Source organism: Streptomyces sp. NBC_00322 (assembly GCF_036147535.1).
Classification (GTDB): Bacteria; Actinomycetota; Actinomycetes; order Streptomycetales; family Streptomycetaceae; genus Streptomyces.
In genome coordinates this window covers 3,569,255-3,590,765 of the sequence record NZ_CP108019.1, presented here as the reverse complement: position 1 = coordinate 3,590,765, position 21,511 = coordinate 3,569,255, and the positions used below count along the sequence as shown (strand labels likewise).

At 69.4% G+C, this 21,511-nt stretch carries 24 protein-coding genes; 18 read left to right on the top strand and 6 right to left on the bottom strand.

Annotated elements, in window-relative coordinates:
- Positions 1 to 57: 57 nt before the first annotated feature.
- The 3 genes from OG905_RS16120 (at position 58) to OG905_RS16110 (ending at position 1,720) form a co-directional block, all read left to right on the top strand.
- Positions 58 to 609 (top strand): hypothetical protein, encoded by a 552-nt coding sequence (locus OG905_RS16120; RefSeq protein WP_328670255.1) that lies wholly within the window; start codon positions 58 to 60, stop codon positions 607 to 609.
- Positions 594 to 1,079 (top strand): DUF1877 family protein, encoded by a 486-nt coding sequence (locus tag OG905_RS16115; RefSeq protein WP_328670253.1) that lies wholly within the window; start codon positions 594 to 596, stop codon positions 1,077 to 1,079. The genes OG905_RS16120 and OG905_RS16115 overlap by 16 nt, the downstream gene beginning before the upstream one ends.
- Positions 1,080 to 1,171: 92 nt before the next feature.
- Positions 1,172 to 1,720 (top strand): hypothetical protein, encoded by a 549-nt coding sequence (locus OG905_RS16110; protein ID WP_328670251.1) that lies wholly within the window; start codon positions 1,172 to 1,174, stop codon positions 1,718 to 1,720.
- Between the two features lie 63 nt (positions 1,721 to 1,783).
- Here the strand turns inward: OG905_RS16110 and OG905_RS16105 are convergent, their stop codons facing one another.
- Together OG905_RS16105 and OG905_RS16100 are read right to left on the bottom strand one after the other, a co-directional pair.
- Positions 1,784 to 2,083 (bottom strand): DUF397 domain-containing protein, encoded by a 300-nt coding sequence (locus tag OG905_RS16105; RefSeq protein ID WP_328670250.1) that lies wholly within the window; start codon positions 2,081 to 2,083, stop codon positions 1,784 to 1,786.
- Positions 2,064 to 2,918, bottom strand: coding sequence for a helix-turn-helix domain-containing protein (locus OG905_RS16100; protein WP_328670248.1), 855 nt, complete (start codon positions 2,916 to 2,918; stop codon positions 2,064 to 2,066). Before OG905_RS16100 ends, OG905_RS16105 begins: the two co-directional genes overlap by 20 nt.
- 196 nt (positions 2,919 to 3,114) lie before the next feature.
- Between OG905_RS16100 and OG905_RS16095 the strand changes: the two genes are divergently transcribed.
- The 10 genes from OG905_RS16095 (at position 3,115) to OG905_RS16050 (ending at position 10,397) form a co-directional block, all read left to right on the top strand.
- Positions 3,115 to 3,318: a hypothetical protein gene (locus OG905_RS16095; RefSeq protein WP_328670246.1), complete on the top strand. Its 204-nt coding sequence runs from the start codon at positions 3,115 to 3,117 to the stop codon at positions 3,316 to 3,318.
- Positions 3,318 to 3,728 (top strand): ATP-binding protein, encoded by a 411-nt coding sequence (locus OG905_RS16090; RefSeq protein ID WP_328670245.1) that lies wholly within the window; start codon positions 3,318 to 3,320, stop codon positions 3,726 to 3,728. The genes OG905_RS16095 and OG905_RS16090 overlap by 1 nt, the downstream gene beginning before the upstream one ends.
- 49 nt (positions 3,729 to 3,777) lie before the next feature.
- Positions 3,778 to 4,650 carry a hypothetical protein gene (locus OG905_RS16085; protein ID WP_328670244.1) on the top strand — a complete coding sequence of 291 codons (873 nt, stop codon included), beginning with the start codon at positions 3,778 to 3,780 and terminating at the stop codon, positions 4,648 to 4,650.
- Between the two features lie 28 nt (positions 4,651 to 4,678).
- Entirely contained in the window at positions 4,679 to 5,182 is a 504-nt protein-coding gene (locus OG905_RS16080) for a DUF1877 family protein (RefSeq protein ID WP_328670243.1), read from the top strand.
- A 346-nt stretch (positions 5,183 to 5,528) separates the two neighbouring features.
- Positions 5,529 to 6,446: a L,D-transpeptidase family protein gene (locus tag OG905_RS16075; protein WP_328670241.1), complete on the top strand. Its 918-nt coding sequence runs from the start codon at positions 5,529 to 5,531 to the stop codon at positions 6,444 to 6,446.
- 95 nt (positions 6,447 to 6,541) lie between these two features.
- On the top strand, positions 6,542 to 6,994 hold the full coding sequence (locus OG905_RS16070) for a hypothetical protein (RefSeq protein WP_328670240.1): 453 nt from the start codon (positions 6,542 to 6,544) through the stop codon (positions 6,992 to 6,994).
- A 69-nt stretch (positions 6,995 to 7,063) separates the two neighbouring features.
- Positions 7,064 to 7,624, top strand: a complete 561-nt coding sequence (locus OG905_RS16065) for an RNA polymerase sigma factor (protein WP_328670239.1) — start codon at positions 7,064 to 7,066, stop codon at positions 7,622 to 7,624.
- 3 nt (positions 7,625 to 7,627) lie between these two features.
- A complete protein-coding gene (locus OG905_RS16060) occupies positions 7,628 to 8,383 on the top strand; it encodes a hypothetical protein (protein WP_328670238.1) in 756 nt (251 codons plus the stop codon).
- A 263-nt stretch (positions 8,384 to 8,646) separates the two neighbouring features.
- Complete coding sequence (locus OG905_RS16055; RefSeq protein WP_328670237.1) at positions 8,647 to 9,402, top strand: RNA polymerase sigma factor; 756 nt, start codon at positions 8,647 to 8,649, stop codon at positions 9,400 to 9,402.
- Positions 9,402 to 10,397: a hypothetical protein gene (locus OG905_RS16050; RefSeq protein WP_328670236.1), complete on the top strand. Its 996-nt coding sequence runs from the start codon at positions 9,402 to 9,404 to the stop codon at positions 10,395 to 10,397. Before OG905_RS16055 ends, OG905_RS16050 begins: the two co-directional genes overlap by 1 nt.
- A gap of 259 nt (positions 10,398 to 10,656) precedes the next feature.
- On the opposite strand, the gene OG905_RS16045 is transcribed toward OG905_RS16050, so the two are convergent.
- Entirely contained in the window at positions 10,657 to 11,523 is an 867-nt protein-coding gene (locus OG905_RS16045; RefSeq protein ID WP_328670235.1) for a L,D-transpeptidase family protein, read from the bottom strand.
- A gap of 201 nt (positions 11,524 to 11,724) precedes the next feature.
- Between OG905_RS16045 and OG905_RS16040 the strand changes: the two genes are divergently transcribed.
- On the top strand, positions 11,725 to 13,305 hold the full coding sequence (locus OG905_RS16040; RefSeq protein WP_328670233.1) for an acyl-CoA mutase large subunit family protein: 1,581 nt from the start codon (positions 11,725 to 11,727) through the stop codon (positions 13,303 to 13,305).
- A gap of 151 nt (positions 13,306 to 13,456) precedes the next feature.
- Positions 13,457 to 14,110 carry a leucine efflux protein LeuE gene (leuE, locus tag OG905_RS16035; RefSeq protein ID WP_328670232.1) on the top strand — a complete coding sequence of 218 codons (654 nt, stop codon included), beginning with the start codon at positions 13,457 to 13,459 and terminating at the stop codon, positions 14,108 to 14,110.
- On the opposite strand, the gene OG905_RS16030 is transcribed toward leuE, so the two are convergent.
- Positions 14,097 to 15,506, bottom strand: a complete 1,410-nt coding sequence (locus tag OG905_RS16030) for an FAD-dependent monooxygenase (RefSeq protein WP_328670231.1) — start codon at positions 15,504 to 15,506, stop codon at positions 14,097 to 14,099. The genes leuE and OG905_RS16030 overlap by 14 nt on opposite strands.
- A gap of 29 nt (positions 15,507 to 15,535) precedes the next feature.
- On the opposite strand from OG905_RS16030, the gene OG905_RS16025 reads away from it, so the two are divergent.
- Positions 15,536 to 16,192, top strand: coding sequence for a TetR/AcrR family transcriptional regulator C-terminal domain-containing protein (locus tag OG905_RS16025; RefSeq protein WP_443044074.1), 657 nt, complete (start codon positions 15,536 to 15,538; stop codon positions 16,190 to 16,192).
- A 159-nt stretch (positions 16,193 to 16,351) separates the two neighbouring features.
- Here OG905_RS16025 and OG905_RS16020 read toward each other — a convergent pair whose 3' ends face one another.
- Entirely contained in the window at positions 16,352 to 17,671 is a 1,320-nt protein-coding gene (locus OG905_RS16020) for a polysialyltransferase family glycosyltransferase (protein ID WP_328670228.1), read from the bottom strand.
- The gene (locus tag OG905_RS16015) at positions 17,671 to 18,651 is read right to left on the bottom strand and encodes a glycosyltransferase family 2 protein (RefSeq protein ID WP_328670226.1); all 981 of its coding nucleotides are present in this window, start codon (positions 18,649 to 18,651) and stop codon (positions 17,671 to 17,673) included. Before OG905_RS16015 ends, OG905_RS16020 begins: the two co-directional genes overlap by 1 nt.
- 187 nt (positions 18,652 to 18,838) lie before the next feature.
- Here OG905_RS16015 and OG905_RS16010 point away from each other — a divergent pair, with 187 nt between their 5' ends.
- Complete coding sequence (locus OG905_RS16010) at positions 18,839 to 20,164, top strand: DUF6716 putative glycosyltransferase (protein WP_328670223.1); 1,326 nt, start codon at positions 18,839 to 18,841, stop codon at positions 20,162 to 20,164.
- 50 nt (positions 20,165 to 20,214) lie between these two features.
- Entirely contained in the window at positions 20,215 to 21,507 is a 1,293-nt protein-coding gene (locus tag OG905_RS16005) for an acylneuraminate cytidylyltransferase (RefSeq protein WP_328670221.1), read from the top strand.
- Positions 21,508 to 21,511 lie beyond the last annotated feature (4 nt).

The window sequence follows — 21,511 nt, the reverse complement described above, 5'->3', positions numbered from 1 at the left end:
GATTTGGCCCGTAGTCAGTGGGGACGCCGAGTAGCGATGCCCGTCAAAGGTCAATGTATGGAAGAGCGTGATCTTGCAAGCCTTCGTGGCCTGGCCGATCGTGTCGAAGAAGCTTTGAAGTCCTTCAACTTCCCTCCGGCGGCTGGAGAGTCAGGCGGATTCGTTGTGGAGATCGACGCCGGTGACGATGAGGCGGTGCGCTACTCCTATTTCGAGACAACGGTCACGCTCGCCGCAGACGGCTTCGATGCGGAAACCTTCCGGGTTCCGGTTCTAGATTTCATGTACTGCCTCCTGCTGTCTGCCCAGTCGATTCGAGGAGGCGGAAAAGGGCGAGTCAGTTTCACTGAGAGCGACATGCTGATCGAACTCGTGCCGCAGGCGCCAGAGTTGAAGATCCTGAGATCCTGGGATCCGGTTCCTGGAAACTGTGGAACGGACGAGTTCGTTGTCGCGGTTACCCGGTTCACGGATGCCGGTCTGGGCTTCATTGCCGATAGATATCCGGCGTTCCGGAACAACCCTACGTACCAAAAATTGATCGACTTCAGGTCCGGCTTGGTATCAGCATCCAGACGAGACAGGAGTCCAAGATGGGTACGTCATTGAGAATGCGCCGGGTTTCAGCTGATGAGGTGGCGAAGGGCCCGGATCATCTGGAGAAGCAATTCTCGAAGACCCTCAAGAACAGGACGTTTAAGAAGGAGTTGGATTCCGGGATCCTGTGCAGTCTTGGTGAGTACTGGCAAATGGTCAACGTCCTTCTCGCCGGTGAGGACTTTCCGACCACCGGAGTCGAGTCGTTGCCCGTGCTCGGAGGTGAGCACATCGCGACTCAAGGGGAACAGGTCGACGTATTGCTCGTTCTGAAACCGGAGTTGGTCCGTGCGGCGGCTGATTATCTTCAAGGCATCGACCGTGAGGCACAGGTGCGTGAGAACAAGGGCAAGCTTCGGGTTGTCGGGGGAGCACCGGACTGGATGATCGATGCGCTGGTTGGCAAGTTTGAAGCGATGAGGAAGTTCTATCTGGAGGCTTCGGCGAGCGGCAGCGCCGTGGCCAAGCGCGTCTACAGCTGAGCGTCATCAGCGGCCCGCTGGCCTGAACCGCGGATACAGAGCCGGACTTCTTCCCGATGGAATCAGTGGCCTGAGCGCGTGGAGGGGTGCACATGGAGTGGGTTGATCGCCTGGCGGTGACTTGTTGGAGCACGGAACCCGGCAACCTCGACTGGTCCCGCACCGAAAGGGTGCTCGGCACCGCGCTGCCAGCTGATTTCAAGGAACTGCGTCGGCGCTTCCCGGAGTGGGGCGCCTTCAGTGACCACGTTATGGTGCTGGAGGCGCAAGGGGATACGGAGTCGGTGCTCGCCAATCACGAGTCCTTGCTCAGGTCCGTGCGGGGAAGCCCCGACAATCGGCGGATGTTCGAACCGTTCGAGATCCTCGGGGCGAGCGACGAGAGCGACGGCAAGGGCCTTGTCCAGTGGGGGTATTCAAGAACCGTGGCATTCCTAGAGTGGCAGCCCGGGCGGGAGTCCGGGATCGTCGCTTCGGGCGGGGTGGTGTCGGCTTCGTTCGTCGACAGAACCGAAAACGGCACGACGCAGTCCCCTGCTGGCGGGGCGGTGAATGCGGCACTCCGTAGCATCGGTGTGGTCAGTGGCGAGTGGCCGGACGAGCGTTCTGCGGTGGGACTGGAAATGCCCCTGACCTCATGACGGGGGTTACCCCGCAATCCAGTGGACCTCGCGGTTACCGCGAGTCCTGACCCGCCGCCGGGCTCACGGGGCCGACGACGCCCGGACCTCCTTGAGGGACGTGACGAAGGACGTCCAGGCGCGGGCCGTGAGCGTGAGGACTGGGCCGTGGGGGAGCTTGGAGTCGCGGACGGGGACGATGCCGGTGTGGGCGTCGCAGACCTCGACGCAGTCCCCGCCGCTGCCGTTGCTGTGGCTGCTCTTGCGCCAGTGGGCGGCGCCGGGGAACGCTTCGGCGACTTCGACGCAGTTCCCCCCGCTGCCGTTGCTGTAGCTGCTCTTGCGCCAGACGGCCGTTCTCAAGTCAATGTCTTTGCTTGCCATTTCGGTCATCCTCAGCCGTTTCCTCGATCATGGCGAGGGACGCCTCAGGTGGCAGCGCGGCGGCCCTGAGCCAATCGTACGACCGGCGGTACTCCTTCACGAGGGGCGGATCGTCGATGGTGTCGCCGGTGTGCAGCGCCTCCGTGTAGACCAGGGGCGGGGCATCCGGAAAGGTCATGATCATGACCGTGCCGAGCATGAATGGATGCGGTCCGCGGTTCCACGGAAGGATCTGTGGAAGGATCCGGCGGCTCCGCGCCAACGCCGTGATGTGCTCAAGCTGTTCGGCCATCGCCCCCGGCGGGAGGATCGGCTGGCGCAGCAGCGACTCCGGCAGGATCACCCAATACATCGGGGTCTTGTGGTCGTCCTCGAAGAGGCGGGCCCGTGCCATGCGGGCGCTGACCTTCTCCTCCACCTCCTCGTCGGGCGCCAGCGGGTGCGTCGCCCGCACCACGGCCCGCGCGTACGCGTCCGTCTGCAACAGGCCCGGAATCAGTGTCGGACACCACTCTTCGATGGTCTCCGCGTGCTTCTCCGCCTCCAGCACGCGCTCGAAGTAGCTGGCATGACCTCGCCTCTTCGCCTTCCGTACGTCCTCGCAACGCCGCTTGAAGAAGCCATCGGTGCCCAGCACCTTGTCCACGTGCTCGGCCAGTTCCGCCGGCATGCGGCGCGCACCGCGTTCGATCTCGCTGAGGTGGCTGGGGCCGTAGAAGCTGCCCTCGACCAGTTCCTGGAGAGTGAGTCCGGCCTCCTCACGTTTCCAGCGCAACTCCTTGCCGTAGAAGGTGGGGACGCTTGCCGACCCGTCGATGTCCTTGCGCTGTCCCATCGTTCACCGCTCCTGGTGCCGCTACCGCCTGTTTCCCGGCGTGTCCGCCCAAGTCCCGGCGATTCCCGTCTTCATACCAACTCGACGTCCCATACGTGCAGTTCAGGGCCGGGTGTCCGAACCTCTTTCACCGTACGCGGACCCCCGTCAGGGTGTGAGCAGTTCGTCACAGAGCGCACTGGAAGGTGTGACACCCATGCACGACCAGCCCGACGTACAGGACTGCGCCGAGGAGCCGCGGACCGCCCTCGCCGCCCACGGCATCACGCTGCCGTCCCTCGGCGTCGACCTGCCGACCTTCGCCGCCGGTTACCGCACCCCGCCCCTCATCGCGCTGGGCAACTGCAACCTGGCCACTGCGCGCGCTCTGGTCGTCGCCCTGCGCAAGGGAGTTGCGTGATGCGACCACCGCTCACCCTGGAACTGCTCGCCACCCCGAAGGAAGTGCCCGAGGTCCGCCGGGCCCTGTGTGCGTACATGGGCGGTCCCTGCGCCGACCTCCAGTTGTGCGCGAGCGAGCTGATCACGAACGTCGTCCGCCATCTCGGGGAGGGCGTACCCGTGACCGTCCGTGTGGCCTGTGGGCAGGGCCGTACGCGACTGGAGGTCACCGACCCCGACCCCCGGGCACTGCCCGTTCTGTGCAAGGCCGCAGACGACGACGAGACCGGCCGCGGCCTCGCCCTGCTCGACGCCCTGGCCCTGCGGTGGGGTGTGGAACAGGGCCCCCGCAGCAAGACCGTGTGGTGTGAGATGCAGAGCATTCATGACGGTTCGCGAGGAATGGTCGTCGGCGTGATCGGAGGCTGATCGCTGCTGTACAGTCCGCGCGCCCCGCCGTGACGTAAGGAAGAGATCCATGCGAAGTCGTTTCAGGTGCGCTGCACTGTTTCTGCCGCTCGCCTTCTCGCTGGCCGCCTGCGGCGCGGCGGAGGAGGACGGGCCGGTGGAGCCGGCCGGGGCCGAGAGCCCTGAGGCGACGCAGTCCTCCGAGGCGCCCGCGGCACCCGAGTCCCCGGAGGACTTCCTCGACCTCGCCGAGAAGGCGATGGCGGAGGAAGGCGCCTGGACGTTCTCCGTGAAGGGACAGGAAGGGCTGACGCTTCAGGGCCGGAAGAGCGCCGCGACCTACCGGGCCACGGTCCGGCGCGGCATGGAGCCGGAGGCGCTGCACTCGCAGGGCGTCAGTACCAGCAGCAAGGGAACCACCAAGAACGAGGAGATCTACGTCGTCGACGGCACGGCGCACCTCAAGGAGGGCAGCGCGCCTTGGAAGGCCGCACCCACCTCCGACCCCGAGATGCAGAACAAGGTCGAGGACGCCGTCGCGGCCATCGAGGAGTTCCGGGAGTACGCGCAGGCCGCCGGTGACGAGATGACGCTGACCAAGACGGACGGCACGATCCAGCTCCGTGTCGCCAGCGACAAGCAGAGGCTGACCGCCGTCCGGGAACGGGCCTGGGTGAAGAAGGCGCAGCGGGAGTTCGATCCCACCGCCGAGCAGCTCCGGGACGCCGGAATCCCGGTGGTCGACGCTCAGTTGACGCTGTCCGGGCTGGAGGAGGTGCTGGTCCTGGACGCCAAGACGTACCGGATCAAGAGCCACCGGTTCGAGTTCGGCTTCCTCGTCCCGTACGCCGGTGGCCGGGACATCACGTACGAGCAGGACGTACGGCAGGAGAACCAGGGCACGTTCGACGGGAAGATCGAGCTCCCCGCGGGCGTCCGGTGACCTCCGCCGCGCAGGAGGTACCGAGACCGTGAGCTTCCACATGCACCTCCGCGCCCTGCGGGAAACCGAAATTCAGGACAACTACTCCTGGCTGGAGGAGTTCATGGAGGTGGCTTGGTCCGACCACTGGGAAGCCGAGCGTGACGCAGGCATCGCCCACGCCATCGAAAAGGACTTCGGCCCTGTCCACGAACTCCACCTCGCAGCCGCGGCACTCGCAGACGGCGCCTTTGAATCGCGGGAGTGCGAATTGCCGGTTTACGGGGGCCGCCCCGTCTACCACCCCTCCCACGATCAACCACCCTTCGTCCTACTGACTGCGGCGGAGGTCCGGGCAGCCGCGGACTTCCTGACAACCGCGTCGTTCGACGCGCTGTGGGCGGCCGCGGGGGCCAAGATCGCGGCGCCGTACCGCGGCTGGGACGAAGCGGAGGTCAAAGACATCTTCCTCGGCCAGCACGCGGGCCTGTGCGCTTTCTACGGACGCGCTGCTTCAACCGGCCATGCCGTCATCAAGGCCTTCTGGTACTGAGACATTCCAGTTGAGGGCCCATGCGGTTCGGATGAATTCATTGCGGCTGTTTCCCGGTTCACGACCGACGCCCTGGAATTCATCACCGGTAAATACCCGGCCTTCTGCAAGAATCCAACCTTCCAGAAGCTGACGACCATGATGGGGCCCTCCGCCAGCAGCAATCACGGTCGGCTCGATGTTTCGTGATGAGCCGTCAGCTTCGCGCCGCGATCTCGGCGTCTAGGGATTTGACCGAAATATCCGTCGGTTCGCATTCGGGCGTCGACCTGATATAAAACCAGCCATACTCCGCCGTGCCGATCCCGGCCGTCGCGTCCTGCCCATCACCCTGAAGGGTTACTTCGTGCTGCCCTCGTCCCGTACCTTCTCCGCCGCACTGGCTGCCACCGGCGCGATATTCCTGGCCACGGCCTGCGGGCACCAGGGCAAGGACGCCCCGGCCGCCGACGCTGCCGCGGCCACCGCCACCAGCGTGACGTCGGACGCGTCCGCCTCTTCCGCCTCTCCGAGCGGTTCCGCCTCCGCGTCCGCCTCGGCGTCTGCTTCCCCCTCCACCTCCGCCTCTGCTTCCGCGACGCCGTCCGGCAGTGCCAAGCCCGCACCCAGCGGCTCCCGCAGTGCGGCGGGCGGCGGTACGGGGACGGCTCAGGCCGCCCCGACGGCCCACGCCCCCAACTTCCCCGTGCGCGTCGACGTGGCCAATGCCACCCAGGTCATCACCGTGAAAGCCAGCGGCTCCTACGCCACCGTGACGGCCTGGGCCAAGGGATCGTCCGGCTGGAAGTCCGTCATCACCGCCAGTGGCCGGGTCGGGTCGAACGGCATTGTCGACGGGTCCACCCGCCGACAGGGCACCTACACCACGCCATCGGGCACGTACACCATCACCGAAGGCTTCGGCGTCGAGTCCGGCGGCACGAACATGCCGTACACGCGGGTCAACAGCAGTCACTGGTGGGTGGAGGACCCGCAGTCGAAGTTCTACAACCAGATGCACACCGCGGCCGGAGCCGACTTCCCGCTCACCGAGACCGGTGACCGCGGCAGTGAGCACCTCATCAACTACCCGACCCAGTACGCCAAGGCCCTGGTCATCAACTTCAACCGCTGGCCCGCGACGCCCGGCCGCGGTGCCGGGATCTTCCTGCATGTCAACGGACGAGGAGCGACCGCGGGTTGCGTGTCGGTGCCGCGTTCGACCATGGACCGGATCATGGCCTGGATCCAGCCCGGCGCCCACCCGCGCATCGCCATCGGCTGACACACCGGTCAACACCGCATGGCTCGAACTCCTGTGTGAGAAGCGTCACTTCCGGACACCGTGATGTTCTGCGTCAGCATGTCGCTTGGTCATACATGGATACGGACTTTGGAGTGCTGCCCAGCGCTGCCGACATGCGCGCGTACGTCGCCGGGGTCGTCGACCGCCTCACGCAGCGCGGCAGGCTGCCGCTCGACTACTCCGTCGCCAGCCTGCGGCTCGTCGACTTCATGGTGGACGGGGTACGCCGCGGCCGTCCGGACATCGGGCAGGTCGCCGGGCTGCTCCAGGGACTTGGGGCGTACACGGGAGAGGTGATCGTCCGGCGGGCCGGTGCGAAGTGGGTGGACTTCGGGGCCGAGCAGCGGGAGTTGTTCGGGCAGCCGGCGGGCGTCCGGATGCCCGACGGGCGGGTGTGGAATCCGCTCGGCAAGGTCGTCAACCGCTTCGAACTGGGCGGTCCTGACGAGTCCGTTCAGCGCCTCTATCTCTTGCTGCACGGGCGGACGCGCAGGGCGGCCACCCCGAGGGCCGCCTGCGGACGGTGACGTTTCTCGGTCTCCGTACGCAGAGAAGTAGGGGCATGTGCCGAGGGGCGCTGGTACGGAGAGGGAAATGTGGGGGCGTACGACGCGGAACTCGGAGCTGCCGTCGAGCGGGCGCAGCAGGGGGACGAGGACGCCTTCGCCGTTGCGTACCGGCTGGTGCAGCCAGGGCTGATCGGGTATGTCCGCGGGCTTGTCGGCGACGATGCCGAGGACGTGGCGGCCGAGGCGTGGCTGGAGATCGCCCGTGATCTCGGCCGTTTCCGGGGGGACGGTGCGGGGTTCCGGGGCTGGACCGCGACCATTGCCCGGCACCGCGCCCTGGATCATCTGCGCAGGCAGAAGCGGCGTCCGCGTACCTCTTTACTCGAACAGGACGTGCTGGACCTTCCGGGCGGACAGGACACGGCCGCCGCGGCGCTCGAAACGCTCTCCACCGAGCGTGCTCTCGCGCTGATCGGCCGGCTGCCGCGCGAGCAGGCGGAAGCCGTGCTGCTGCGTGTGGTCGTCGGACTCGACGGGCCGGCGGCGGCACGGGTACTGGGCAAGCGGCCCGGAGCCGTACGCACCGCGGCGCACCGGGGACTGAAGGGACTGGCGGAGCTACTGGCCAGGGCGTACGCCGAAGGATGAGAGATGAAACCCGAACCGCAGGACCCGCGTACACCCGAGCTCGAAGGGCTGCTCGGGGCGGCGCGCCGGCCCGGCAAGTTCGATGCCGGTGCCGAGGAGCGGGCGCTCCAGGCGTTCCGGGAGGCGCGCGAGGCGGGGCTGATCACGGCGCGGGTGCGGTGGCGGCGGAGGCGGGACGACTGGCGGGCGGCCGGTGAGCAGCGCCGGGCGCGGGTCTTCAGGGCGCTGGTGGCGGGTGTCGCCGCGGCGGCGACGGTGGGCGGGGTTGCGGTCGCGGCCGGGAAGGGCGCGATCCCGTCGCCGTTCGGGGGCGGCGCGGAGCCGAAGCCGGTACGGAGCGCGCCCGCGGAACCGGGTCCCGCGGAAGAGCGGTCCCGCGAACGGCGGGAGGCGGGAGCACCCGAGAGCCCGGCGCGGCCGACGAGGCCGTCCGCGGACGCGACTCCCCATGCACGTCCGGGCACCGCGCGGGACACAGCCGCGCACTGCCGCGTGTATCTGGCGGCCGTTTCGCGACGGGGTACGCCGCCCCGGAGCGCGGCCATGGCCCGGCTGGAAGCGGCCGCGGGCGGGCCGGAGTTCGTACGGGCCTACTGCGAGCGGCTATTGGCGGGTGAGATGTCCGACACCCGGCCGACGAACCCTGCGAACGGGAGGCCGGACACAAAGCCCGCGAAGGGGAAGTCCTCGCAGAAGCAGGGCAACGGGCGAGCGGCTGGTCGCGACGGCCGGGACACACCGGCGGCCCGACCCCGCTGACCGGCGGTGCTGGACATGCAAGGACGACCGGGGCCGCCACCCCCCACAGGAGAGGCCCCGGTCGTCTTCGCCGGGGCCGCAGAGCGGCCCCGTACTTCTCTCAGCGCCGAGCGTGCGTTTTCTGTCACACCCCGCTGTGGCAGCATGATGTTGCGGGTTGTACAAAATGTGGACGTGGCCGGGTGCAAGGACGTAGCGTGCTGATTCGCGCAGGGTGGCGCGGCAGTGATGACCAGCTGCGATTCAGGACAGGGTATGGGGTAGTGCTGGGGGACGACGCGGAGTTGACCACCGCGGTGCTCGCGGCGCAGGCCGGGGACGAAGACGCCTTCCGGACTGTGTACCGCGCTGTGCATCCGCGGCTGCTCGGGTATGTACGCACGTTGGTCGGCGATCCCGACGCCGAGGACGTCGCCTCCGAGGCATGGCTCCAGATAGCCCGCGACCTCGACCGGTTCAGCGGCGACGCGGACCGCTTTCGCGGCTGGGCCGCACGGATCGCCCGTAACCGCGCCCTCGACCACATACGGATGCGTGGCCGCCGCCCGGCCGTAGGTGGTGACGAGACCGAACTGACGGGCAAGCCCGCCGAGTCGGACACCGCGGACGAGGCCATGGAGGCGCTCGCAACCGGCAGCACCATGGCGCTCATCGCCCAGCTGCCACAGGATCAGGCCGAGGCCGTCGTACTGCGCGTCGTCGTCGGTCTCGACGCGAAGAGCGCGGCCAAGACGCTGGGCAAGCGGCCCGGAGCCGTACGGACGGCAGCGCACCGCGGGCTGAAGCGCCTCGCGGAACTGCTGGGCGCGGACGGCGCGGACTATGCGGACTTCATGGACAGTCGGGACGATACGGACAGTCGGGATGCACCGAATAATTCGAACGGCTCGAACGGTTCGGCCCCCGAAGAGCGTGGCGCGGATCTGAACGGAGTACCGCCGCAGCGCGGCCCCCGGCCGGGCGCGTCGGCGCCCGCCGGTGTGACGCATTCACGCCTGCGGACGCAGAAGGACATGTGATGGCCGACGAGCAGTTCGAGTGGCTTGACAGGGAAGCGGCGGAGCGGATGCTGCGCGGCGAGCCGGTCGAGGCCTCGGACGAGCACGCCCGCATCCAGGCCGCACGACTCTCCCGCGCGCTGTACGAGGCGGGCCGGACCGAGTCTCTCGACTACGCCGGTGACGGCGAAATGCCCGGTGAGGCCGCCGCCTTGGCCGCCTTCCGCAAGGCCAGGGCGGACGCCGCGGCGCCCGCCGGGGATGCCGTCGGGGCCGTACGGCTGGTTCCTTCGCATCGGCGCCCTGCGCGCCGCCCGCGCTTCGGCCGTCCCGTGCGCTTCGGACTGGCCGCCGCTGTGGCCGGCTGCGCGCTCGGCGGCGCCGCCGTCGCCGCGACGACCGGCCTCCTGCCCAGCCCCTTCCGTGGCGATCCGCTGCCCGCGTCCTCCGTCTCGGTGGCCGCGACCCCCGAGCCGCTGGAATCCGACTCGCCCACCGGCGGGGGAGCGGTGGCTCCTCCGTACACCTCAGGATCGCCGAGCACGCCGCCCCTCTCGCCCTCGCCGAGCGACGGGACCGGGGCTCCGGATCCCGCTGTCGGCGGCACCGACGGCAACTCGGGCAAGCCGCAGGGTGACGGGGACAAGTCCCGTCAGCAGCGCGAAGAGTGGTACCGCAAGATGGTGGACGCCTGCCGCGACTACCGCAGCGGCCATATCGCTCCGGACAGCAAGCGGCGGCTGGAGGCCGCGGCCAAGGGCGCGAGTCGTGTCGAGCGCTTCTGCGACCAACTGCTGGGCGGCGACACCAAGGGCAGCGGGGACGGCAGCGGCGAGAGCGGCAGTGACAGCGGCGGCAGCAGCAGCGGTGACAGCCATGACAGTGACGGTGGCGCCGGGAAGCTTTCAAGCGGCAGCCAGTCGGGCAGCGCGACCTTGCCGCCGGTCGCCTGGACGCCCCGGCCGTCCGAAAGTGTTCCCTCGCCTTCGCCCAGCACCACGCTGATCGCGCTCTGACCTGCGCTCTATTGCCGGGGTCGAGTTTCGGACCCACCAGGTGTGACGTTTTTCGAGCCGGTGACGCAGTAGAAAGTGAGCCGACTGGTCATCGGCTGCGCCTGAGCCGGGGTTCCCCCCGTACCTACGACTCGGCGCAAATGGCGCGGGCGGGACACGTTCCCCCGGTCCCGCCCGCGCCCCTTCTTTGCGGCTAAACCGCCGCCGCTCTCGCGGACGTGGTTGCTCGCCGCGGGGGTTCCTCAATTGATGGTTGAGGTCACCAATAGATGACGACCTTGTCCCCGTTGCGGACCTGCGCGAACAGGCCGGCGATCGCTCCCTTGTCCCGGACATTGACGCAGCCGTGCGACGCGCCGTTGTAGCCACGCGCCGCGAAGTCCGCGGAGTAGTGCACCGCTTGACCGCCGCTGAAGAACATCGCGTACGGCATGGACGTGTGGTAGATCGTCGAGACGTGGTCCCGCGACTTCTGGAACACGCTGAACACGCCCTCGCGGGTCGGCGTGTACTGCGAGCCGAAGCGCACGTCCATCGTCGACCGCACCTTGCCGTCGACCACCCAGGAGAGCGTGCGGGTGGTCTTGCTCACGCACATCACCCGGCCCGTCATACAGCGCGGATCCAGCTTCGCCGACGGCTTGTTGACCGTCCTGCCCGCCAGCTCGTCGCGCGTCGGCTTCTTCGTCATACCGAGCAGCCGCTGCCAGGTCACGGTGTCCGTGTCACCGGTCGTCGGCAGCCCCCGCTTGCCCTGGAAGCCCTTGACCGAGGCGACCGTCACCGGACCGTAGGTGCCGGTCGGGGTGTCGTCGAACCAGCCGATCTGGGCCAGCCTGGCCTGCAGTTCACGCACCTGCTCGCTCTTGGTGCCGCTCGCCATCAGCACCGTGCGCTTCGGGGAAGCGGACTCACTCGGCTTCTCGCTCGGCCTCTGGCTGGGCTTCTCACTCGGCTTCACCGACGGCGTGGCCGGATCCGAAGAAGACGGCGTCTGCGTGGACGCCGTGCTCCCCGCCTTCGAATCGGCCGGGCGGCCGGTCGCGGCCTGGGCCGTGCACCCCGCGGTCACGGCGAGCACCGCGGCCGCGGCGAGTGATCTGCGTATGACGATGTTCCGAAGCATGTCGCCCCCCTGTATCTGCTGTGCCTCATGAGACAGATTCCCGCCCTGCTCGGTTGCGCAATCCCGCGCATGATGGGGAGGAAGCCGTGCGAACGGTTGTGAGCAAGGTCCCAGCGCGGGGCTCTCCATCCGTCGGGGACCCGCCGCTACAGTCCGTCGCGAGGTTGGTTACCAACGAGTAGCTTCAGCGGAGGCACAGACATGGCGCGCGAGTCCGAGTCGGGACTGCCCATCGAACCGGTCTACGGGCCGGAGGCTCTTCAGGGGTGGGACCCGACCGAGAAGCTGGGCGAGCCCGGCTCGTATCCCTTCACCCGCGGTGTGTATCCGTCGATGTACACGGGCCGTCCGTGGACGATGCGCCAGTACGCGGGCTTCGGCACCGCCGTCGAGTCCAACGCCCGCTACAAGGAGCTCATCGCCCACGGCACCATGGGCCTCTCGGTCGCCTTCGACCTGCCGACCCAGATGGGGCACGACAGCGATGCGCCGCTCGCCCACGGCGAGGTCGGCAAGGTCGGCGTCGCCATCGACTCGATCGACGACATGCGCGTCCTGTTCGGCGGGATCCCCCTGGACAAGGTCTCCACGTCGATGACGATCAACGCCCCCGCCGCGCTGCTCCTGCTGCTCTACCAGCTCGTCGGCGAGGAGCAGGGCGTGCCCGCGGACAAGCTCACCGGCACGATCCAGAACGATGTGCTCAAGGAGTACATCGCCCGCGGCACCTACATCTTCCCGCCCAAGCCCTCGCTACGGTTGATCGCCGACATCTTCAAGTACTGCAGGGCCGAGATCCCGAAGTGGAACACCATCTCGATCTCCGGCTACCACATGGCGGAGGCCGGGGCCTCTCCCGCGCAGGAGATCGCCTTCACGCTCGCGGACGGCATCGAGTACGTGCGTACGGCGGTCGCGGCCGGCATGGACGTCGACGACTTCGCGCCGCGCCTGTCCTTCTTCTTCGTCGCCCGTACGACGATCCTGGAGGAGGTCGCCAAGTTCCGTGCCGCGCGCCGCATTTGGGCCCGGGTGATGCGTGAGGAGTTCGGCGCGAAGAACCCCAAGTCGCTGATGCTGCGCTTCCACACCCAGACGGCCGGGGTGCAGCTGACCGCGCAGCAGCCCGAGGTGAACCTGGTGCGGGTCGCCGTCCAGGGCCTCGCGGCGGTGCTCGGCGGCACCCAGTCGCTGCACACCAACTCCTTCGACGAGGCGATCGCCCTGCCGACGGACAAGTCGGCCAGGCTCGCCCTGCGGACGCAGCAGGTCCTCGCGTACGAGACCGATGTGACCGCGACCGTGGACCCCTTCGCGGGTTCGTACGTCGTCGAGAAGATGACGGACGACGTCGAGGAGGCGGCGCTGGCGCTGATGCGGCGGGTCGAGGACCTGGGTGGCGCGGTCAGCGCGATCGAGCACGGCTTCCAGAAGAACGAGATCGAGCGCAGCGCGTACCGCATCGCGCAGCAGACCGACAGCGGCGAGCGGGTCGTGGTCGGCGTCAACCGCTACACGCTGGATGCGGAGGAGCCCTACGAGCCGCTGCGGGTCGACCCGGCGATCGAGGCACAGCAGGCGGAGCGCCTGTCGAAGCTGCGGGCCGAGCGCGACCAGGCAGCCGTCGACGCGGCGCTCGCGGAACTGAGCCGGGCCGCAGAGGGCACGGACAACGTGCTGTACCCGATGAAGGACGCGCTGAAGGCTCGGGCGACGGTCGGCGAGGTCTGCAACGCACTGCGCGCGGTGTGGGGGACGTACGTCCCGACCGACGCGTTCTGAGCCGCCGTTTGCGCTCCGTGGCCGTGCAGGCACCGGAGGGGTGCAGCAGCGGGACGGGGACCGGGTCGCACCCGGTGCACCTGTTTCTGATCCATTCCGCGATACGGAACACAAAGGCGGAGTGTCGTACCCATGTGCGACACTCCGCCTCATGCTGGGTGTTACCGATCTGCCGACCTATCTCGCAGGCCTTGTCCTGATCGTTCTGCTGCCGGGGCCGAACTCGCTGTACGTGCTCTCGGTCGCCGCGCGCCGAGGCGTGCGTACGGGCTACAAGGCCGCCGCCGGTGTGTGGTGCGGCGACACCGTGCTGATGGTGCTGTCCGCGGCGGGCGTCGCCTCGCTGCTTCAGGGCAATGCCCTGCTCTTCGGGATCGTGAAGTTCGCGGGCGCCGGCTATCTGACCTGGCTGGCGATCGGGATGCTGCGCGCGGCGTGGTCGATGTGGCGCAGCCGTCGGGAGCTGACGGCCGAGCAGTCGGCACCCGCCGACGAGCCCGCCGCTGAGCGGCCGTTCCGCAAGGCGCTGGTGATCAGCCTGTTCAATCCCAAGGCGATCCTCTTCTTCATCGCCTTCTTCGTGCAGTTCGTCGATCCCGGCTACGCCTATCCGGCGTTGTCCTTCGTCGTGCTCGGCGCGTTCGCGCAGCTGGCCAGCTTCCTCTATCTGACCCTGCTGATCTTCACCGGCACTCATCTGGCGGCCGCCTTCCGCCGCCGCAGGCGGCTGTCGGCGGGGGCGACGTCGGCGGCCGGTGCGCTCTTCCTGGGCTTCGCGGTGAAGCTCTCGCTCAGCAGCGCGTGACCTTCGCCAGGTAGTCGCTCAGGCCGGTCGTGTCCTCGCCCGCCCAGCCGACATAGCCGTCCGGGCGTACGAGGAAGAGGCCCTTGCCGTACGGCTCGTACGCCTCGACGCGGTGTACGTGCACCAACTCTCCCTCCAGCAGCGGCAGTTCGGCATCCGTGCCGACCGCGAGCAGGGTGAAGTGCGGGCCGCGGAAGAGATCGAAGAGCCGCCGCCCGCCGGGCAGCGGGCCGTCCGGGGCGCGGTCTCCCGCTTCCAGTGCCCCCGCGGATCCGGAGGCGAGCGGGCCGCCGCGGTAGCCGAGGCCCAGCTGCATCGTGGCCGCGCCGCGCTGCTCCTCGCCCCGGTGGATACGCGTCGACAGGCCGAGCATCTGCGCGGCGACGGGCAGCCGTTCCTCCTCGTAGGTGTCGAGCAGTGACCCGGGCGCCCCGTGGCGCAGTACCTGGCCGAGCTTCCAGCCGAGGTTGTACGCGTCCTGGACGCTGGTGTTGAGGCCCTGCCCGCCGGCGGGGGAGTGGACGTGGGCCGCGTCGCCCGCCAGGAACACCCGCCCTTCACGGAAGCGCTCGGCCATCGCCGCGCGCGGCCGGAAGTCCGATGCCAGAAGGATCTCGGTGACCTCGTCGGCGGTCAGATGGGTGCGAGCGGCGACCAGGGCCCGTACGCCCGCGGGCGAGATGTCCGGCTCGCCGTCGGTGCACTGGCCGACCAGCTGGAAGTCGTCCGTACCCGGCAGCGGGCAGACGGCGAGATAGCCGGCGCCGTCGCCGGGGAAGACGTGCCAGTTGAGCCGGTCGAGGGTGGGGATGCGGACATCGGCGACCAGCATCGGCGCCGGGTCGACGTCCTCGCCGGACATCGCGATGCCCAGCGCCCGGCGCACCGTGCTGCGGCCGCCGTCGGCCGCGACTGCGTAGGCGGCGCGCACCGTCCCGGTCGACAGCTCCGCGCTCACGCCGTGCTCGTCCTGGGTGATCCCCGTCAGGGCGGTGCCGAAAGCGACGCTGCCGCCGAGTTCGGTCAGCCGGGCATGCAGGATCTGCTGGGTGCGCCACTGCGGGAGCAGCCAGGGCTCGCCGTACGGCGCGGAATCCGTGGGCCCCGGGCGCTCGAACATGTCGTGCTCGCCCTGCCGGGCGCCGTTCTGCCAGACCATCCCGACCGGGGCCGTCCCGCCCGACGCGAGGACCGCGTCCACCACGCCCAGGTCGTCGAGGACCTCCATGGTGCGGGGCTGGATGCCCTTGCCGCGCGAGCCGGGGAAGAGGGCGTCGGACTGCTCGACGACGAGGGCGCGCACGCCGCGGCGGGCCAGATCGCAGGCGAGGGCGAGCCCGGTGGGTCCGGCTCCGACGACCAGTACGTCGGTTTCCTTAACGCTGTTAAGTTCCATGGTTGGGAGGATGCGCTTAACGCTGTTAAATTGTCAAGGTGGCCGCTGAACGACTCGACCGGACCCGGGTGGCACGGGCCGCCCTTCGCCTGCTCAACGAAGTGGGCCTCGAAGGGCTGACGCTGCGCGCGATCGCCAAGGAACTCGACGTCAAGGCGCCCGCGCTGTACTGGCACTTCAAGGACAAGCAGGCGCTGCTCGACGAGATGGCCACGGAGATGGTGCGGCGGATGGCGGCGGACCTCGCGCCGTCGGAGCCGCGGGGCGACTGGTCGGAGGTCCTCGCCGCGGCGATGCGGGGGCTGCGGGAGCATCTGCTGCGCTACCGGGACGGCGCGAAGGTATACAGCGGTACGCACTTCACGGACACGAGCTACGCCGCGCCGATGGAGGCGCATCTGCGCCTGCTCACGGAGGCGGGCTTCACGCCGGGCGCGGCGGCGCGGGCGTGGCTCACCGCGTACAGCTACACGATCGGCTACGTGATCGAGGAACAGTCGACGGGGCCGGACCCGGCGACGGGCGCGGAGGGGTACGACCTTGCGGCGCGCGCCGAGCGGCTCGCGGAGTATCCGCTCACGGCGGCGGCGGGGGAGGAGATTTTCCGCGGCCACCAGGAGGGGTTCGAGGCGGGGCTGACGGCGGTGGTGGCGGGGGTGGGAGCGGTGCTGCGGGGGCGCGCGTAGCGCCTGCGGCGGGCCTTGTCCCCGCCCCGCCCCTTCCCGAACCATGGGCTCCGCCCCTGGACCCCTGCGCCTGCTTTGCGGCGTGAACCGGGGCTTCGCCCGTGGACCCCGTATGCGACCTTCGGCCGCATGTCCTCAAACGCCGGACGGGCTGAAAATTCAGCCCAGCGCCACCCGCTTCAGGCGGCGCGCCCTGCGCACCACCCGGCGCACCGCCGCGTGCCGCGGGACCGGGATCCCTCCCGGCAGGCCCAGCACCGTCAGCCTGCGCCGCTTGAAGTAGCGCATCGTGCGCGAGTCCAGGTGGCGGCCGAGATGCGCCACCGCCGCCTCCCGCAGATCCGGCCGCAGCTGCGGCTGCATCGCGTAGCCGACCGAGGTGACCAGGCCCTTCAGCGTGTCGTCCGCCTCCTTGGGCGCGCCGGACTCGCCGAGCGCCAGGTCCGGGACCAGTGCGTCGACGAGCGTCACCGGGATCCGGTTGCTGTTCTGGTACGGCGTGAGGCGGTCGAGCAGCGGCTCCGTGCCGATCCGGGCGACGGGGATGCCGTAGAAGGTGCTCGCCGTGAAGAGCGCGGTCGAGAAACAGCCCGCCACCAGGGCGGGCCGCAGCTGACGGTAGAGCGCTTCCGCGATGATCGGCCGGTCCAGGACGGTCAGTTCCGCTTCCAGCGCCTCCGCCTCGCGCTCCAGCGCGCGCGTCCAGGACGCCGGCGCGGTGGGGTGCGGTTTGAATACGATCCGGCGGTGGCCGAGCGCGACCGCGCCCCGCACCATCCGCACATGGAGGGTCTCTTCCTCCTCGTGCGTGATGATGCCGAGCGCGGCGAGGTACTGGCCGAGCAGCAGTGCCGGGCCGTCGCCCTCGACGGGTGCCAGGTCGGTCACGGTGTCGGCGAGTTCGGCGACGACCTTGACGAAGGCCTCGGTGGGCACGACCTTCGGCTCGGCGCCGAACTCCGCGAGCAGCAGCGGCTTCAGGCCCGGTACGAGGTCCAGGTGGAAGAGCGTCCGCACCCGCTCGCCGACCAGCGGGTCGATCTTGTTGCGGGTGGGGCCGTAGCTCATGAGCCCGTCCGCGTACACGTCCAGCTTGGCGTCCGGGAAGAGCTGCGCGATCGCGAGCGCCGGGGTGACCTGGATGGACTCGACCGCCAGCTCGATGCTGTCGTCGCCGAGGTCCCACAGCATCCGCAGATACCGCTCCCACATCGGGATGTCGTCCGGGCGCGGGGACCAGCCTCCCGGATGGAAGGGGGCGATGGCCTCGTTCCAGGACAGCACCCCGTCGAAGCGGCCGCGCAGCTGCTCGAAGCCGGGCATCGCGTCGAGCGGGGGCGAAGTCTCGGGCGTCGTGGCGTTGTTGGCGACCAGGAGCAGGCGCCGGTCGGCGGTGGCGAAGGCGCCGCTGTCGATCGCCGCGGCGAGCGTGGCGGCCCCGTACAGGGAGGACGCGTAGAAGATCTGGGTCGTACGCATCAGGCCGCGGCCTCCGCCGAGAGAGAGGGGCGGCGGCGCAGCCTGCGCAGCCTGGACGCGCGCTCGGAGTCCATCGAGTCGAGCGCTTCCTTCAAAATGTCCTGCGGCATCCGCTTCAGCGCCGCCGCGCTCATCGCACGCAATTTCCGCGCCACTGCGGGTTCGAACCTCTCAACTGATCCCAGGTGGTGGGAAATAACGGCACAGTACGTTCGCACGGCTTTTGGAAGAAGGCGAGCGGAATCGGGATCCTTTGCCGTTTCTTCGAGTACCTGGTCGAATGCGCGGATGAAATCGAGCTGCCGAATGTCACCGATTTGTGTCAGGGATGATGCAACGCCGCGTCGGTAGAAGATCCCCAAGTGGCTGATCGCGGCGAAAGTCTCCGCCTCGCGGTGCAGCCGCCAGATCCACGGCCGGTCCTCGGCGGTGCGCAGTCCGTCGGTGAAGTGCAGCAGCCCGCGCTCCGCGAGCCGCCGGTGGTACATCCCCGCCCATGCCATCGGGTAGTCGACGCCGGTGGAGCGGTCGGCGGGCAGGATCGCGTCACGCGGCCGCAACACTTCGCCGCGCCGGCCGACCGGGACGCGGTGGACCGTGCGAGCCCTTGCCGTGCACTGCACGTGGTCGGTGCGGACGAAGTCGCAGCCCAGCTCCTCGATGGCCGTGAGCAGCGTCTCGTAGTGGCCGGGTGCCAGCCAGTCGTCGCCGTCCAGGAAGGTGAGGTACTCCCCGCTCGCGGCGTCGAGGCCGGTGTTGCGCGCGGTGGCGAGCCCGCCGTTCTGTTCATGTCTGATCAGCCGAGCTCCCGGAACCTCACGCTCCGCGCGCTCGAGGATCTCCGGTGTCCCGTCCGTCGAACAGTCGTCGACCAGCAGGAATTCGAAGTCCTCGCGGGCGTTCGCCTGGAGACTTCTGAGTGTGTCGGGCGCGTATGTCTGCACGTTGTAGAACGGCACGATGACGGAGAGCTTAACCACCCGCGTGAGGTTAGGTCGCCACCCGGCATTCGCCCTGTCCCTGGGAGAGATGATGGGTGAACGAAGAATGGCGGAATGGTTAACCAGCCTGATTCCCTGGCATTTTCGCCAACCGTCGACACGCTGTTAACCATCTGTTGCGGTCCAGTTGGGCCGTCAAACGGAATGCCTTTCTAACGTCCTCGACGTGCCATCAAGTACCAGCGAGGCCGTACGGGTCGCCGTGCTCGCCGACTCCGACACCCGGTGGAAATGGGGCGCGCTCACCGCGCGCCGTATCGCCCCGGACGACGCGACGAACTCCATCGAGCTGAGCGGCTTTCTGCTGCGCGGCCGGGCCACTCCCACGGCCCGCCAGCTCGCCGAGGTCGGGGTGAGCGCCGACGAGCTGCGCGAGGTCACCGGGAACGAGTTCCTGCGGGCGATACGTGACGAGGGGTACGACGTGGTCGTGCTCGCCCTCGTCGGCGGTGCCGTCCAGGCGATGCTCCACGGACTGGCCGTGCTGCGTCTGGCCGAGCGGCCCGTCGTCGTCACCGGCTACGTCGGAGTCGTATACGAAAAGCTCGCCGACGGCCTGCTGCTGCGGCACGGCGCGGATGTCGTCCTCGCCAACTCCCGGCACGACGCGGACCGTTTCCGCGCGGTGTACGAGGGCGTGGGCGCCGATGCCTCGTCCGTCACCGAGGCCGCGCTGCCCTTCCTCGGCGGCGCGCCCTACGCGCCCGAGGAAGGCCGCGACACCGTCGTCTTCGCGGCCCAGCCCTCCGTGCCCGAGTCCCGCGCCGACCGCACCTATCTGCTGCGGCGGCTCGTCGAGCACGCCAGGCTCCACCCGCACCGCGAGGTGCTGCTGAAGCTGCGCTCCAAGCCGGGCGAGCACACCACACACCTCGAAGAGCTGCCCTACCAGAAGCTCGCCGACCGGCTGCCCGGCGGACTGCCGCCCAACTTCCGCCTCGTGTACGGGCACATGGGCGAGGTTCTGGACCGTACCGACCTGCTGGTGACGGTCTCCTCGACGGCCGCGCTGGAGTCCCTGCACCGGGGCGTGCCCACCGCGGTCCTCAGCGACCTGGGCGTGCGCGAGGCGCTCGGCAACCACCACTTCCTCGGCTCCGGGCTGCTGGCCTCCTGGGACCAGCTCGACGGCGGCCACCGTCCGGTCCCCGACCAGGACTGGCTGGCGCGGCAGGGCGTCGCCGCCGACGGTGCGTACGACACGGCCTTCGACGCGGCCCGCAAGCGCGTCGCCGAGCTCCTTGAGCAGCCGGAACTTGCGCCGATCTCGCCGTACTACACCCCCGCCACCGCGCCCGGCTATCTGCCCGGCATCCTGGCCCGCCACCACCTGGCCCCCGACGGCACCCCGCTGCCGGGCGCGGCCCCGAAGGCGCAGACCAGCGGACTGAGGCGCGTGGTGCGCGACGCCGTACGCAACGCGGCGCGCGGCGCGTACCGCCACGGCGTGCAGCGCGTCGCCCCCGTCATCCGCCGGATGGGCGAACTGTGACGCCCGCCCGCACCGGCGCCACCTCTCAACTCCCTTACTCAGGAGCACCGATGACCGTTCTCGCCGTGATTCCCGCCCGGGGCGGCTCCAAGGGCGTACCGGCCAAGAACCTGGCCCCCGTGGCCGGTGTGCCGCTCGTCGCACGAGCCGTGCGCGAGAGCCTCGCCACCCGTCTGGTCACCGATGTGGTGGTCTCCACGGACGACGCGGACATCGCGGCCGCGGCACGCGCCGCGGGCGCCGAAGTGGTGCTGCGTCCCGACGCGATCGCCGGGGACACCGCCACCAGCGAGGCCGCGGTGCTGCACGCGATGGACGCCCACGAGGCGATGCACGGCGCGCCCGTGGACGTGGTCCTGCTCGTCCAGTGCACCAGCCCCTTCCTCACCCGCGAGGACGTCGAGGGCGTCGCGTCCGCGGTCATCGAGGGCGGCGCGGACAGCGCGGTCACCGTGGCTCCCTTCCACGGCTTCGTCTGGCGCGAGGACGAAAGCGACGCGGGCCCGGCGGTCATCGGTGCCCGGCGCGTCGGCGGCTCCACCGCGGTGCTCGTCGACACCGCCGGCGCCCGCGGATACGGCGTCAACCACGACGCGTCCTTCCGGCCCCGCCGCCAGGACCGGCCGCAGGACTTCCTGGAGACCGGGGCCGCGTACGCGATGTCCGCCACCGGCTTCCGGGAGGCCGGGCACCGCTTCTTCGGCCGCACGGCGCTGGTGCGCACCGACCCCGCGCGCGTCCTCGAAGTCGACGACCCGCACGACCTGGCCCGGGCCCGCGCGCTCGCGCCGCTCCTCGACACTCCCGCGCAGCCCATGCGCGAGGACGTCGACGCCGTCGTCCTGGACTTCGACGGCACCCAGACCGACGACCGCGTCTGGATCGACGCGGACGGCCACGAGACGGTCGCCGTGCACCGTGGCGACGGCCTCGGCATCGCGCATCTGCGCAGGGCGGGCCTGGACCTGCTGATCCTGTCGACCGAGCAGAACCCGGTCGTCGCCGCACGCGGCCGCAAGCTCGACATCCCGGTCCTGCACGGCATCGACCGCAAGGACCTCGCGCTGAAGCAGTGGTGCGAGGAGCGGGGCATCGCCCCCGACCGGGTGCTCTACGTCGGCAACGACGTCAACGATCTTCCGTGCTTCAACCTCGTCGGCTGGCCCGTGGCCGTCGCGAGTGCGCACGGCTCCGTACGTGCCGCGGCGCGCGCCGTCACTTCCGCGCGTGGCGGCGAGGGGGCGATCCGCGAGATCGCCTCCTGGCTCCTCGGCCCGACGCTCAACACCCCTGAGAACACCCCTGAAACCGCTGCCACGTCCCACAACTCCCCCGAGAAGTAAGGAA